The organism is Sphingomonas sp. CCH21-G11 (assembly GCF_001555965.1).
Lineage (GTDB): Bacteria > Pseudomonadota > Alphaproteobacteria > Sphingomonadales > Sphingomonadaceae > Sphingomonas.
Genome location: NZ_LSHX01000029.1, coordinates 171,568 through 184,647, shown reverse-complemented (window position 1 = coordinate 184,647; position 13,080 = coordinate 171,568). Strand labels below are relative to the sequence as shown.

Annotated in this window: 13 protein-coding genes; 1 reads left to right on the top strand and 12 read right to left on the bottom strand. The window is 62.3% G+C overall.

The window, feature by feature from the left end:
* Positions 1-73: 73 nt before the first annotated feature.
* Entirely contained in the window at positions 74-769 is a 696-nt protein-coding gene (locus AX676_RS17735; RefSeq protein ID WP_156437672.1) for a hypothetical protein, read from the top strand.
* A gap of 637 nt (positions 770-1,406) precedes the next feature.
* Here the strand turns inward: AX676_RS17735 and AX676_RS17730 are convergent.
* The 12 genes from AX676_RS17730 to AX676_RS07270 all read right to left on the bottom strand — a co-directional run bounded on the left by AX676_RS17730 (position 1,407) and on the right by AX676_RS07270 (position 12,988).
* Positions 1,407-1,694 carry a hypothetical protein gene (locus AX676_RS17730; protein ID WP_156437671.1) on the bottom strand — a complete coding sequence of 96 codons (288 nt, stop codon included), beginning with the start codon at positions 1,692-1,694 and terminating at the stop codon, positions 1,407-1,409.
* Positions 1,691-1,879 carry a helix-turn-helix transcriptional regulator gene (locus AX676_RS17220; protein WP_082731109.1) on the bottom strand — a complete coding sequence of 63 codons (189 nt, stop codon included), beginning with the start codon at positions 1,877-1,879 and terminating at the stop codon, positions 1,691-1,693. The genes AX676_RS17730 and AX676_RS17220 overlap by 4 nt, the downstream gene beginning before the upstream one ends.
* Positions 1,880-1,973: 94 nt before the next feature.
* Positions 1,974-3,185: a tyrosine-type recombinase/integrase gene (locus tag AX676_RS07315; protein WP_066477917.1), complete on the bottom strand. Its 1,212-nt coding sequence runs from the start codon at positions 3,183-3,185 to the stop codon at positions 1,974-1,976.
* 529 nt (positions 3,186-3,714) lie between these two features.
* Positions 3,715-3,963: a hypothetical protein gene (locus AX676_RS07310; protein ID WP_066477913.1), complete on the bottom strand. Its 249-nt coding sequence runs from the start codon at positions 3,961-3,963 to the stop codon at positions 3,715-3,717.
* Entirely contained in the window at positions 3,957-4,199 is a 243-nt protein-coding gene (locus tag AX676_RS07305) for a hypothetical protein (protein WP_066477910.1), read from the bottom strand. Before AX676_RS07305 ends, AX676_RS07310 begins: the two co-directional genes overlap by 7 nt.
* Positions 4,200-4,232: 33 nt before the next feature.
* Positions 4,233-5,195, bottom strand: a complete 963-nt coding sequence (locus tag AX676_RS07300) for an acyl-CoA thioester hydrolase/BAAT C-terminal domain-containing protein (protein WP_197417060.1) — start codon at positions 5,193-5,195, stop codon at positions 4,233-4,235.
* Positions 5,196-5,338: 143 nt separating this feature from the next.
* Positions 5,339-5,944: a response regulator transcription factor gene (locus AX676_RS07295; protein ID WP_066477905.1), complete on the bottom strand. Its 606-nt coding sequence runs from the start codon at positions 5,942-5,944 to the stop codon at positions 5,339-5,341.
* Complete coding sequence (locus AX676_RS07290) at positions 5,941-7,044, bottom strand: sensor histidine kinase (RefSeq protein ID WP_156437670.1); 1,104 nt, start codon at positions 7,042-7,044, stop codon at positions 5,941-5,943. Before AX676_RS07290 ends, AX676_RS07295 begins: the two co-directional genes overlap by 4 nt.
* A gap of 1 nt (position 7,045) precedes the next feature.
* Positions 7,046-7,804 carry an ABC transporter permease gene (locus AX676_RS07285; protein ID WP_197417061.1) on the bottom strand — a complete coding sequence of 253 codons (759 nt, stop codon included), beginning with the start codon at positions 7,802-7,804 and terminating at the stop codon, positions 7,046-7,048.
* On the bottom strand, positions 7,801-8,655 hold the full coding sequence (locus tag AX676_RS07280; RefSeq protein ID WP_197417795.1) for an ABC transporter ATP-binding protein: 855 nt from the start codon (positions 8,653-8,655) through the stop codon (positions 7,801-7,803). Before AX676_RS07280 ends, AX676_RS07285 begins: the two co-directional genes overlap by 4 nt.
* A 586-nt stretch (positions 8,656-9,241) precedes the next feature.
* On the bottom strand, positions 9,242-10,270 hold the full coding sequence (locus AX676_RS07275; RefSeq protein ID WP_066477903.1) for an IS110 family transposase: 1,029 nt from the start codon (positions 10,268-10,270) through the stop codon (positions 9,242-9,244).
* A 228-nt stretch (positions 10,271-10,498) separates the two neighbouring features.
* Positions 10,499-12,988: a glycoside hydrolase family 3 protein gene (locus AX676_RS07270; protein WP_066477902.1), complete on the bottom strand. Its 2,490-nt coding sequence runs from the start codon at positions 12,986-12,988 to the stop codon at positions 10,499-10,501.
* Positions 12,989-13,080 lie beyond the last annotated feature (92 nt).

Below are 13,080 nucleotides of genomic sequence, written 5' to 3'. Positions count from 1 at the left end.
ATCTCGCCTTGCAAGCGTCCCCATGATGGGGACATATCTTGGACGTTGTCGCCGATGGTCGGGGGTATTGCTGATGTATGAGATACTAACGTTCGGTTTGATATGTGTGATCGGTTTGAGTGTGTTTCTCGTGCTCGCGAAAGGGCAGCTGGAGCATATGGTCGCCGAGACCACGAAGCAGGCGACCGACGAACAACTAGCGGAGCTTCAAAAGCTCGGGGATTTCCACGAAACCATGATGTTTCCGGCCGTCGTGGGGCCGGGCGTGGCGATTGCACCCAAATCCGAGCTGTTTGCGATCACCTTACCCGGCCACAGGCCACGCCTGTATCACTTCAGTCAGTTGGTGGCAGCAGAGGTGGATCGAAACGGCACGACGCTAACGACCACAAAAGGTAAGATTAGCACCGGTGGGGCTGCTCTAGGAACGCTGATCGCCGGTCCGGTCGGGGGACTCCTCATCGGTGCAAAAACAAGCTCGACCTCACAGAGCCAAGAACGCGTGGAGCTGGCTTTAAAGCTGTATGTGAACGATCTGTATTCGCCGTGCTTTTCGATCCCATTCGGGGCAGCACTAGCAGTGCCGCACGATCCCGCGTTTCAGAAGCTGACAGGCAAGGTGGATTTATGGTTTGGACGGTTTCGAGCGATCTTAGCTGATGCTCAGCCACGACAAGAAGGGGGCACGCACCCAAAAGCTATCATACATGCTGGACCTCCTTCACCGTTACCCGTTGCTTCGACGAAGAACCGCATTTTTGCACCATAGAATGTCGAAGTCCTAGATATAAATCCGACCTGTGACAATATTGCTGTCATGACTCTCCGAAGACAATCGCTAAGCTCACATGCTAGAATGTAGACTGTGTATCCAAAATTACAGATTTTAAAAACAAATTGTGTTTATAAATGTTTATACAAGTTAACTTAAACATATTTGTAGTGATATATTGATATTTTGTGGACGAATTGTTATTATTTCGCCGTTGACGCTTTCCAGCGGTTGGAACAACTGAAATCCAAACCAGGCTTTGTTGATTTGCCGCTTTGGCGTGGTGGATCGGGATAATCTGTTTAGCGACGGCTAAGGCCTATGTGCTCAGACCCCGGCGGTCTATGAAAAGCAAAATCATCATAATCCCCGGGGGGACTTTACCTTCCGACCCTCCTGCCGACCGGGAACCGGTTCAAGGAATAAGCTAACCTAGTGAAAACGGGTGATATCGTTCTGATACGACAATCAGATATCATACATGGATTGGCTTCCATCTTTATCTTTTCAAGAGATAAAGCAAAAGTAGTTAGATTAAACGGGGATGAATAAGGTTCTAGGGTTACTTCCGCACTGATTATCTATTTAGGTTATTAGAATGTATTCTAACATTATTCCTTCTTAGTATATCACCCTAGCGGAAGGTGGAGTTATATCCTTGTTTGAAGTATTTATCGATACAAAAGCCACGGGCCGACCTAATTGACAGAGAGACAAGTTCCGCATCATTAAATAAATCACACATAATTTTTATATCATCTTCAATTGCTTCGCATTGATATACCGATTTGTCATAATGAAAATAGCAATTAGTGCTTATCAAAGTGAATCCGTGTTTCTTCAAATATGCGATAATGTAATTTCTCAAGGTTTCAAATTGATCGCCACTGACAGAAAAACTGATGGAAACAGGATTATTCATTTCATCCCTCCATCAGAGGGGCGATTATAAATCCACTGTTCAATAATATCAGAACGCCAAGCAACTGCTCGAGTGGCAATCTTGGTAGGATAAGGAAATTTCCCTTTACTCATGAGCACATAAATAGTGCTGCGGCTTAGGCCAGTTAACTGTTCGACTTCCTTACGGCGGATCATTCGCAACATGCCAGTTCTCCTTTCGTGGAACCGGCTTGATGGCAACGGCGGCGCCTTGTCAAAGCCTTTTATTTACAATGATTTAGACAAATATTTGAAGTCATTATAACAAATATTTTGCCGCTTCTTCAGTGAGATAGCGCGCCCAATCCTCCATCAACTTTTTTCGCTTCACCAGAAGGTCAGACCGCGCATAGGCAGCTTCAGCCTTGTCTTTGGTTACGTGCGCCAGTGCAAACTCGATCACCTCACGCGGGTGATTCGTTTTTTCGCCAGCCCAATCTCGGAATGACGAACGAAAGCCGTGAGGCACGGCTGGGATGCTTAGCTCGCGCATCAGCTTTGATAGCGTGTTGTCAGATAACGGCTTGCCCGTGCCCGGCGATTTGAACACTAGTTCATCGGCTGGCGTATCAGACTGCCTAAGCAGGTGGGCGTGGGCTAAGATCGTCATGCAAGGCCGACTTAGCGGAACGCGGTGTTCCTTTTTCGCCTTCATCCTCTCTTTTGGAATAATCCAGGTATGATGATCCATGTCGATCTCAGCCCATCGCGCGCCGCGCACTTCGCCTGATCGCGTGGCGGTGAGCGCAAGGAATTCGAGCGCGAGCTTGGTAGACTGGGCCGCGCTGCTCGCGCGAATGGTCGCTAACGCCTTAGACACGTCACCATAGGGCAACGCCCTATGGTGTTTCACCTTCGATCGATCATGCTTTGGCAGAACTGAGCCGATTGCGTCAGCTGGATTGTCTGAGCGCCATCCCTGCGCAACGGCGTATTTGAGCACAGCACCCAGCCGTTGCTTCACTCTCCGCGCCGTCTCAGGCCTTGTGTTCCAAATCGGCATGAGCACTGCAAGGATGTCCCCGCTATCGATCGTGTCAATGCGTCGATCGCCGATCTTTGGAAAGGCATAGGTTACAAGTGTCTGAAGCCATTGATCGGCGTGCTTTTCATTGCGCCAGTTGGGCTTTGCCAGCGATTGAACCGTCTCAGCCGCCTCACGAACCGCAGGGATGGCCTGTAAGCGCTTTCTGGCGGCAATAGGGTCTCCACCGCCACGCGCGACCTTTCGCTGCTCCAAGGCCCTTTCACGGGCTTCTGCAAGGCTGACCAAGCCCGTTGAACCGAGTCCTATGTCTCGTCGCTTCCCTCGCACGACAAGTCGCTGCACCCAGCGCTTCGCACCAGATGGATCGACCTTCAAATAAAGACCGTTGCCGTCGCCATACATCCCCGGATCATTGATCGCTTTGACCGAGGCGGCGGTGAGCCGCTTCTCTTGATGCCGTCCGGCCGGTTTGTGTCCGCTCATCAAACCAACATAGCACCCAACATATTCTCTAGGAATATGCTGGAACGTTGTGGAACGGGCAGGATAGAATAATTAATATCATGTTGAATAACAGACATTTTAGGAACGCTATGGAACAGCTTAGCATCTACGACTGCAGACTCCCGCTCCGCCACCCACCCCCAGCACTCGTCTCCGCTTTGAGGGAAATGCTACAAAGCCGCGGAACAGGCCGGTTTGCGATCGCCAAACCGTAATGGCCGCATCTATCTGGCCGTCTCTTCCGCGATATCAAGCGGCATTTGCGTGGCCCGTCTCTGGCCGCCCCTGCATCGGTTCGGTTTACCTGATAAACAAGAAATAACAGGGGAAAAAAGTGAATTTGAGGCCCAGATCAGGCCGTTTTAAGTGACCCGTTCGCGGTGTGGCCTGAGAAAACTCCGCCTTTTCCGTATTCTCCGCGGCAGCAAAGACGTTTTCCTGTTAATCGCCCGAACAGGGCATTTAATCGACAATATCAGATTGTTTGTTCGCAGGAACAGGCACTCTGCTACTTGCGGAACCGCAGCATCTCGCGCTGCCGCGACCAGTTCAGCGGCAGCTCGACATGCTTGAGTGCTTTCAGGTTGAGATGGTGCGGCTGGCGTCCATCGAGGATCGCCCGCTGGATGTCAGGTGCGAGGAATGCGAGCCGCCGGATGTTGCGGTCGTAGGGCGAGGTCGGTGCGGCATCCAGGGTCGGCAGGCCGCGCTCTGCGCCGAGCATGGCATGCGCCTTGCGCAGTGCAGCGATCAGCACCCGATCAGGCTGTGGCGGATGTCGTTGCGCTGGAACGACGAGATGACGACCTCCGCTGGCGGGGAGATAATCAGCAAGAGGACGGCGACGCTGTCGGCGGTTCGATCAAGGATGATCTCGTGGTCCGCAAGCCGCATTATCAGGTCGGCACTGTGTGACGCGTCGAGGGTTAGCTGCAGACCGCGCGCGCTGCGGTGGGCCGATCGAACGACCGCGAACGGATCGTCGGCCTTCACGTACCAGCGCCGGATCAGCCTTGCCGAAGTTGTTCAGGTATCCACCATAGCGCGCCTCAGAAAAGCGATGACTTGCGGCCAGCTATTGGCGCGGGCTGCGGCATTGCCTTCCACGCTGCCGCCATATTCTCCAAGCCGCGGATAAAAGCGATGATCGCGCGCGATCGGCGGGCCGAACACGAAATGGCCGGCATCCTTGTAGGAAAGCACGGTGACAGGCGGACCGGAGCGGGCCTTGCTGCGCGCGGCGACCTGCCGCGACATCGGGCAGGCGGGCCACATGGTTTCCGCCTCGCCGCACACCAGCAGCACTTCGGCCCGGCCCCGTTCGATCGGGATCGCGGCGCGGTCCGCCTCGGTCTGACGCGCCGGGTCCTCGATCGTGCGATAGACGCTGATGATACCATCGGCCTGATCCCAGTCGCCAAACGGCATGGTCGGCACTTCCTTGCCGCCCGCTGTCCACGAGGAGCGGTCGCTCTGCCCGCCGCTGGCCCAGTTGATCCCATTCCAAGCCACGCTGGTCGGCATCCCAGCGACCACGGCGGCCACATCGGAGCGGCGCGCGGCGACCAGGAGCGCGGCCTCCGCTCCCTTGGATGCGCCCATCACCGCGATCCGCGTTGCATCGACCCCGGGCTGGGTCTTGAGCCAATCGAGCCCCTTGTCGAACAATTCGAGCCGGATCCCCTCAAGCGCATCGGTCTGGCCCGGCGCGCCGAAGTACGCGATCTGGAAGACCGCAAAGCCCTCTTGCTGCAGGGCCAGCGCCATCTGGCGCGCACCGCTGCCCAGACCCCCTTCCGATCCGCCGAGCAGCAGAACCGCCGGGTGCGGGCCGGGGCCGGCATCCGGGCCCTGCGCGGGAAAGTAGTTGCCGAAAAGCTCGCCCTGCGCGACTCGCTTGCCGGTCGCGCCGGGGGCAAGCACCTCGATCTCCGGCAGGCCGTAGCGCTCCGGCGCCTGCACCTTGAACAGCGCCGCCCCGCCCAGCAAGGCGGCAATCCCCGCCGTCACCATCGCTGCGTTCTTCCATCTCATCGGCAAACTCCCTTATTGCTTGAGGGAGTGCCGCATCTGCGGCGGCGGCGGCAGTGCGGGGTGTCAGCGCGCGGAGGTGACAAGCGTCATGGCGCGCGTCAAAGCCAGCCTTTTTCGCGCGCGACGCGGCCGGCTTCGATGCGGCTGGTGGCAAATAGTTTGGCTGAAGCTTCGGAGAGGTAATTTCGCACCGTGCCGGGGGACAGATCAAGCTGGCGGGCGATTTCCTTGTTCGAGTGGCCTTCATCGGCCAACCGCAGCACATCGCGCTCGCGGTCTGTCAGGGGGTTGGCGGGCGCGTCCCAGGCGAGTTCGGCTAGTTCCGGCGCAATCGCTCGCCCTCCTGCGGCTACCTTGCGGATTGCGGCGGCCAGCGCATCGGCGGGTGTGTCCTTGAGCAAATAGCCGCGCACGCCTGCATCCATCGCGCGCCGCAAATATCCTGCACGGCCAAAGGTGGTGACGATCAGCACGCGAGACGTCAGTCCCTCCCGCGCGATGGCTTCGGCGACGTCGAGGCCGGTCATCTGCGGCATCTCGATATCGGAGAGGAGGATATCGGGCTTATGCGCTCGCACAGCTTCGAGCGCAGCGGCACCATCGCCGACGCGGGCGATGATGTCGATATCGCCTTCCAGCGAGAGCAGCGTTGCCAGCGCGCCCAGCACCAGCGCCTGATCCTCGGCGATCACGAGGCGGATCATGCGAGCGCCCCTTGCGGCAGGCGCGCGGTGAGGCGGGTGCCGCACGGGTCGCCCTCGACCGCCAGTTCGCCGCCTGCTGCGGTGAGACGCGCGGTCAGGCCCGCCAGCCCGCCGCCGGGGCGCACCGCCTGCCCATCGCCATCATCGCTGACCTTCAGCTCCAGCCCGCCCGCCCGCTGGATCAGCGCGATGCGGCAGGTGCGCGCGCCCGAATGGCGGATCACGTTGGTCACCGCCTCACGCAGCGCCATGGCCAGCACTGCACTGGTGCCGGGATCGATGGCCTCGGCCTCGCCCTCGACCTCGCAGGCGATCCCGGCGGCGGCGAGGGCCACCTTGGACCCGGCGATCTCACGCATAAGGCTCGCGCCCGTCATCCCGCTGACAGCAGCGCGCACTTCGGCCAGCCCCTCGCGCGCGGCGGCGGCGATGTCGCGCATTTCGTCCGCCGCCTTGTCAGGCGCGCTGTCAGCCAGCCGGGCGGCGAGATCGGCCTTGAGCGCAATGAGGGTCAGCGTACGGCCCAGCAGATCATGCAGATCGCGCCCGATCCGCTCACGCTCGGCCGCGGCGGCGAACTGGCGCACCTCGCCCTGTGCGGCGGCAAGCGCGCGGTTCTTGTCCTGCAAGGCGCCGCGCGAGATGTTGCCGATGCCGACCATGATCATCAGGAACACCCCCAGCACCCAGTAAGACGCCGGCTGCCCCGTCGCCAACGCCAGCCCCGCGCTGGCCGCCGCAAAGGCGCCAACCCCGAGGCCCGCCCGCCAGGCCGGGCGCAGTTCGGCGATCATCGCAGCCGCATAGACCGCGATCACCGTCCAGTTGCTGCCCGTGAAGGCCAGCGCGAAGGACAGCAGCAAGGCGGCCAAGGCAAAGCCGATCAGCTGCCAGCCCCCCGCCTTCAGCGACAGGAAATAGACCCCCAGAAACATCGCCAAGCCAATCCCGGCTGCGATCATCTGCACCGTGCTCGGCAGCTTGATGGCCCATGGGATGAAGAACAGCGGCAGGTAGGCAAGCCAGATGGCCGGATGGTCGATGGCTTCCCACCTGAGCACCCGGCCCCCAGCTTTTGCGTTTTGCTCGGCCTTGGCCATCTTACCTCGCCTGCGCCTTCTCGCCCGTCCAGGCGAACAGCGCAGCGGCCAGCGTGATCAGCACCAGCGGCCCGGCGTGGAGCGACAGGTTGGACGCTTCACGCTTACCTGCCGCCATCAGCGCCATTTCGCCAAGGTGATAGGACGGCAAGGCCCAGGCGATGGCCTGCATCGCATCGGGCAGCACGGCAATCGGCATCCACAGGCCCCCCAGCACGGCCAGCGCCAGAAACACGATATTGGCCACCGCAATCGCGCCTTTCTGGCCAAGGCGGTAGCCGATGCCAAGCCCGATCAGCGCGAAGGGGATGATGGCGAGGGTGTGGACGCAAACGAGCATCGCCCACTGCGATGCGGTAAGGGCGACGCCCCCCGCCAGTCCCAGCCCATAAAGCAGCACGAAGGCGACCAAGCTGAAGGCGGCGGTCGCAGCCAGCTTGGCGGCGATCTGCGCGCCTGCGGGCATGGGCGAGAGGCGCTTCAGCTCAAGCTGCCCGCTTTCCCGTTCGGCAGCAATGTTCGCACCGAAGCCGAACAGCGCCGGGCCCATCACCGCAAACACCCCGAAGGTGGCCAGCGCGCGGGTCGCGCCTTCCGCGCTGCCCTGCCCCATCGCGAGCGCGAACAGGGCGTAGAAGGCGGGCGGCAGGGCGATGGTGGGGATGATGAATTGCGGCATCCGCGCCGACTTGACGATCTCGGCCCAGCTTTCGCGGGCATAGACCGCGGGTGCGGGGGCGATCAGCGCGGTGGTCATCATGCGGCCTCCTTCAGAGCGGTTGTGCGGTTGGACTGGACAAGATTGGCGAGGGCATCTTCAAGGCTTGCCCCGGTGACTTCGAAATGGGCGAGGGCCGGGTCGATCGCGAAGGCGGCCTCCAGCGTCAGGCGCGGCGCGGTGGTCAGCAGCGAAAGGTCTGCGCCGACTGTCTCGGCTTTGACCACTCCGGGCAGCGCGCGGAAGCGGTCTGCCGCCAGCCGCGTGCGCAGCCGGATCGCGGTCGCCGCCACCCTCGCCTTGATCGCGGCCGGAGCGCCATCGGCCACGATGCGGCCATCGGCGATCACCACGATACGGTCAGCCAGCGCGTCGGCCTCGTCCATATGGTGCGTGGCGAGCAGGACGGCGGTGCCCATATCAGCCTTGGCGCGGACAACGTCCCACATCGCCCGGCGGGATTCGGGGTCGAAGCCGGTGGTCGGTTCGTCCAGCACCAGCAGATCCGGCGACCCGGCAATCGCCATGGCGAACTGTACTTTGCGCGCCTCGCCGCCCGACAGCCGATCGCAGCGGCGGCCCGACAGTGCGGTGAGGCCCGCCTGCTCGAGCACCGCTGCGGTCGGCAGGCGGCGGGCGAAATAGCCCGCGTGCAGATTGACCGCTTCGGCCACGGTCAGGGTGTCGGGCAGGCCACCCGCCTGCAGCATGACCCCAATGCGCGCCCGGGCCAACGGGTCAGAGGGATCGCGGCCGAAGAGGTTGACCGTGCCTGCATCGGCTCGCAAGCGACCGGTCAGCAGCCCCGCAACGGTGGTTTTGCCGGCCCCATTGGGGCCAAGCAGCGCAGTGACCGATCCGGCCTCAAGCGCGAAGTCGAAACCATCAAGCACGCGGTGCGCGCCATATGCCTTGGTCGCGGCTTCTAGCGAAGCGATGGTCGATGAAGGGTTGGGCAGCATGATCGTCCTCCTGACTGTGGAGCCCGATCTAGCCCGCCACCACATGGCGCAGCAGTGCCCGACGTCAGCGCAACGACATGACGTATGTCACCCCCGGCGCTGCAACTTTCCTGTTCATCAAGGCGGCCTCTTTGGGATCGGAAGCGGTCGGTCGATGCGGTCTGCCCGCTCCTAAAGCTGCTAGTCCGGTTCCGGCCCAATTTCGGCCGGTTCAGGGGCCCCGACGCTATGATGGCAGCTACTGGGCCGTGTGTGGACGGCCCTCCGTTGGCAAGGAGTTTTTCGAAGCGCTGCGTTTCGCTGGTCGAGGCGGCCATGTGTCCGGCCTTTCGATGCGGCTTTGACATGCGCCGCTGGCCATGATGCCTTTCGCGCGAATCGGGTCCCGACCTATAGCTCGCGCTCGAAGCGCCACGGCCCAAAATGGGTTTTCCCGATCCGGCGGTTTCAACCGGCTTTGTGCATCAACTCCTCTTTGCCCTTCCCAACCTCGTAAGCGCGAGCCTCGCGCTGATGTCTACGCCGCCATCGGCATCGGTTCGCGATAGCGTTCGCCGCTGGTCATCAGCGCCCAGACCATCCGTGCGTTCTTGTTGGCGAGCGCTACCGCTGCAACCTTGGTAGGGCGCCGTGCGAGCAGTCGCACTAGCCAAGGCCGCTTTGTGCCGTGTCGCTGCGCGTAACGGATGACTGCCATGGCGCCGACAACGAGCATCTGCCGGAGATAGCGATTGCCGGCACGCGTGATGCTGCCGAGCCGATCCTTGCCGCCAGAAGAGTTTTGCTTGGGTACGAGACCGATCCAGGCAGCCAGATCGCGGCCTGTTCTAAACATGGTGGGATCGGCGACCGAGGCGACGAACGCGCTCGCCAGGAGCGGCCCCACGCCCGGGATATCCATCAGCCTGCGCCCGAGCTCGGTTCGCCGCGCGCTGGCAAGTACGCGCCGATCGTTCTCAAGGATCTGCTGCTTCACGACTTCGAGCTGCGCTGCCAGCATCTGGAGACAGAGACGCGCATCCTCGGGGATGCGATCATCGCTTGCATCAGCAACGACCTCGAGCAGCCGGTCAACGCCGAGCCTGCCAACGGGAGCCACGACACCGAACTCCGAGACGTGGGCACGGATCGCGTTCGATATCTGCGTGCGCTGGCGGTTCAGCATCAGCCGCACCCGGTGCAGCATCATCAGGCTCTGCTGCTCTGCGCTCTTAACGGCAACGAAGCGCATGCTGGGCCTGGTTACAGCCTCACAGATCGCCTCGGCATCGGCAGCGTCGTTCTTCCCGCGCTTCACATAGGGCTTCACATACTGCGCCGGCATCAGCTTCACGTCGTGACCAAGGGCGATCAGCTCGCGTGCCCAATAGTGCGAGTTGTTGCACGCCTCGATGCCCACGAGACAGCGCGGCAGCTTCGCGAAGAAAGGCAGCATCCTCGCTCGCGTCAGCCGGCGGCGGATCAGAACCTTGCCATCCGCACCCACTCCATGCACCTGAAATACCGACTTCGCGATATCCAGGCCGATCGTCGCAACCTTCTCCATCGTGGCTCTCCTTCCAGCTCAACCCCGCGATATTACCGCAGGTGGGATGGAGAGCCGTCCACAGCATCAATTGCGGATAGACCGCTTTTGGCATTCAGCCCCGGAAAGCAGACAATCGCTATGGGGCGCGTGGACGACAGATTTGCGGCCGATTGCTGACGGCGGGCGTTGGACTGGCGCGTATTGTTTCGACGCCGTTCGCATGTCGACCGGTTTCGATCGATGCAGCTACTTTGGCCTGTCGCCGCATGTGGAGATCACGTCCGCATCCGTCCCGAGCGCCACACGCGACAGGCTGAACGTCAGCGCGCCAGCGGTTGCTATCCGAAACGGGGCGTCGATCCGGCTCATGTCCGCGCCGGCCCGGGCGAAGCATTTGAGGGGGATGCCGATCCGCTGCCAGCCCTTGGGCGAGGGCTGCGACAGTTCTGGCAACGGCACCGCTGCGCCGCACCCGACTCCGCAGCCGACCAGCGCCCGCACGGGTGCCGAGGACGGCTGCTCAACGCGAATCGTCAGGACCAGCATCACGTCGCCATTCGTCTCACGCGACAGATCGACAGGCATCTGGGTGGTCAGCTCGACGATTTGCGCGGCACCGCCCGCCATCGCGACGCGACGGGCATCCTCCTGGCGTAGATGATCGACTGCCGTCACCTGCACGCGACTATCCGGCGCGACGGTCGGCACCTGGGTGACGCGGGTGCTGTTGCCCGTCGCGTCGCTGATCTGGAACGACCAGGACGGCGACGGTCGGCCAGCGTCGAAGAAGACGCCGACGGCGCCGGTTTCGGCCACGCCGGAGGCCTCGGGCAGCGGCCGCCACGTCGCTGCCGGCGCCGGGCCGAAGCCGCGCCGAAACAGGACGGGTCCGTCGGCCTGTGCGGTAAGCGGCCAGTCCGCCGGAAGCCGACCGGTAAAGGGTGTGCGCCCGAACAGGCCATCGGCGACCCCCGCGCCTTCGGAACCGGGGAGCCACGCGACGACCAGTGCGTCCGCCAGGTTGAGTTCGGGATTGATGAACAGCGGTCGTCCGGTGAGCATCACCGCGACGATTGGAATGCCCGCCGACTTCAGCCGGCGCATCACCTCGACATGGCCGCGCAGCTCGGGCCGAAGCTGTAGTGCCTTCAGGTCGCCCTGGAACTCGGCATAAGGCGTCTCGCCGAACACGACCACCGCCACATCGGGCTTGGGGCCCTGCCAGCGGCCATCCAGGGCAAGCGCCGCAGTGCCGCCACCCTGCCGGGCGGCATCCGCGATCGCCGACCAGATCGATGTCGCGCCGGGAAAGTGGGCGTTGGTCAGCCCGGTGCCCTGCCACGACAGCGTCCAGCCGCCGGACTGGCGAGCGATATCGTCCGCAGCCTCGCCAACCACCAGGATGCGGCCACCGGGGCGAAGCGGCAGCACGGCGTCCCGGCGTTTGAGCAGGACGAGCGATTTGGCGACGGCCTCGCGCGCCAGGGCACGGTGATCGGGCGCGCCCAGCAGCTCGAAGCGCCCGGAGAACGCCCGTTCGGATGGCTTGGGCGCGTCAAGCAGCCCGATCCAGGCCTTGACCCGCAGGACGCGGCGCACCGCTTCGTCCAGCTGCGCGATCGGCACGGTGCCGTCTTTCGCCTGGGCAAGCAGCGAGTCGTACAGCGCGCGCCAGGTATCGGGCGCCATGTACATGTCGACCCCGGCGTTGATCGCGCGTGGGCAGCTTGCATTAGTGCAGCCGGCGATCTGACCGTGCGCATTCCAGTCGGTCACGACGAAGCCGTCGAAATTCATGCGCTTCTTCAGCACGTCGGTCACAAGCCCCTTGTGGCCGGCGATCTTGGTACCCTGCCAGCTGGAGAAGCTCGTCATGATCGTGCCGACGCCGGCGGAGATCGCCTGCTGATACGGCGCACCGTGGACGCGGCGCAGATCGTCTTCGGAAATCGCCGCGTCGCCCTGGTCGCGGCCCTCGGTGGTGCCGCCATCGGCGATGAAATGCTTGGTGCTGGCCAGGACGTGCGGCCCGTCGAGCAGCGGGGTGTCGCCCGGTTCGCCCTGAAGCCCCCGGACCATCCGGTCGGCATAGAGGCTGACCAGCGCGGGGTCGGACGAATAGCCCTCATAGGCGCGGCCCCAGCGGTAATCCTGTGGCACGGTCAGTGTCGGTGCGAAGGTCCATTCCTGTCCGGTGGTGCGGATCTCGATCGCGGTGGCGCGACCGATCCGCTCGATCAGATCGGGATCATTCGCGGCGCCAAGCCCGATATTGTGCGGGAACAGCGTGGCACCAACGATGTTGCTGTGCCCGTGAACCGCGTCGGTACCCCACAGCACGGGAACGCCCGTCCGCCCGCCCGTCCGATCGACCGATGCCGTCCACATCTCGTCGGCGAGTTCGAGCCACTTCGCCGGCGGTGCCAGATCGTCGCCGCCGGGCCCGCTGTTGCCGCCGTTCAGGATCGAGCCGAGATGATAGCGCCGCACCTCTTCGGGCGTGACGCTGGCGATGTCGGCCTGGATGACTTGCCCGACCTTCTCCTCCAGCGTCATGCGATCGATCAGGTCGGCGATCCGTTGCTCCACGGCAGGGTCGCGCGGACGGGGCCAGGTCGGCGCCGGCCATTTTTCGGGCTGCACGGCTGGCTCCTGCTGCGCGGCGACCGGTACGGCCGGCAAACTCGCCAGAACAGCCAGCCCCATCGCGCAAAATGACAGTGCCGATCGGCGCATTCCATTCTCCCAGCTTTTTCTGCTCTAAGCTTGCGAGCTGTAATGACAGCGTTGACAATGCGATGTCAACGTAGGACAAAAGGCGCGTTGAT

Bases quoted from the DNA above. Each gene is read 5' to 3' on its own strand.
- AX676_RS07315 (WP_066477917.1), bottom strand. From the start codon at position 3,185: ATGAGCGGACACAAACCGGCCGGACGGCATCAAGAGAAGCGGCTCACC.
- AX676_RS07270 (WP_066477902.1), bottom strand. From the start codon at position 12,988: ATGCGCCGATCGGCACTGTCATTTTGCGCGATGGGGCTGGCTGTTCTG.
- AX676_RS07285 (WP_197417061.1), bottom strand. From the start codon at position 7,804: ATGATGACCACCGCGCTGATCGCCCCCGCACCCGCGGTCTATGCCCGC.
- AX676_RS07275 (WP_066477903.1), bottom strand. From the start codon at position 10,270: ATGGAGAAGGTTGCGACGATCGGCCTGGATATCGCGAAGTCGGTATTT.
- AX676_RS07290 (WP_156437670.1), bottom strand. From the start codon at position 7,044: ATGGCCAAGGCCGAGCAAAACGCAAAAGCTGGGGGCCGGGTGCTCAGG.
- AX676_RS17730 (WP_156437671.1), bottom strand. From the start codon at position 1,694: ATGAATAATCCTGTTTCCATCAGTTTTTCTGTCAGTGGCGATCAATTT.
- AX676_RS17735 (WP_156437672.1), top strand. From the start codon at position 74: ATGTATGAGATACTAACGTTCGGTTTGATATGTGTGATCGGTTTGAGT.
- AX676_RS17220 (WP_082731109.1), bottom strand. From the start codon at position 1,879: ATGTTGCGAATGATCCGCCGTAAGGAAGTCGAACAGTTAACTGGCCTA.
- AX676_RS07295 (WP_066477905.1), bottom strand. From the start codon at position 5,944: ATGATCCGCCTCGTGATCGCCGAGGATCAGGCGCTGGTGCTGGGCGCG.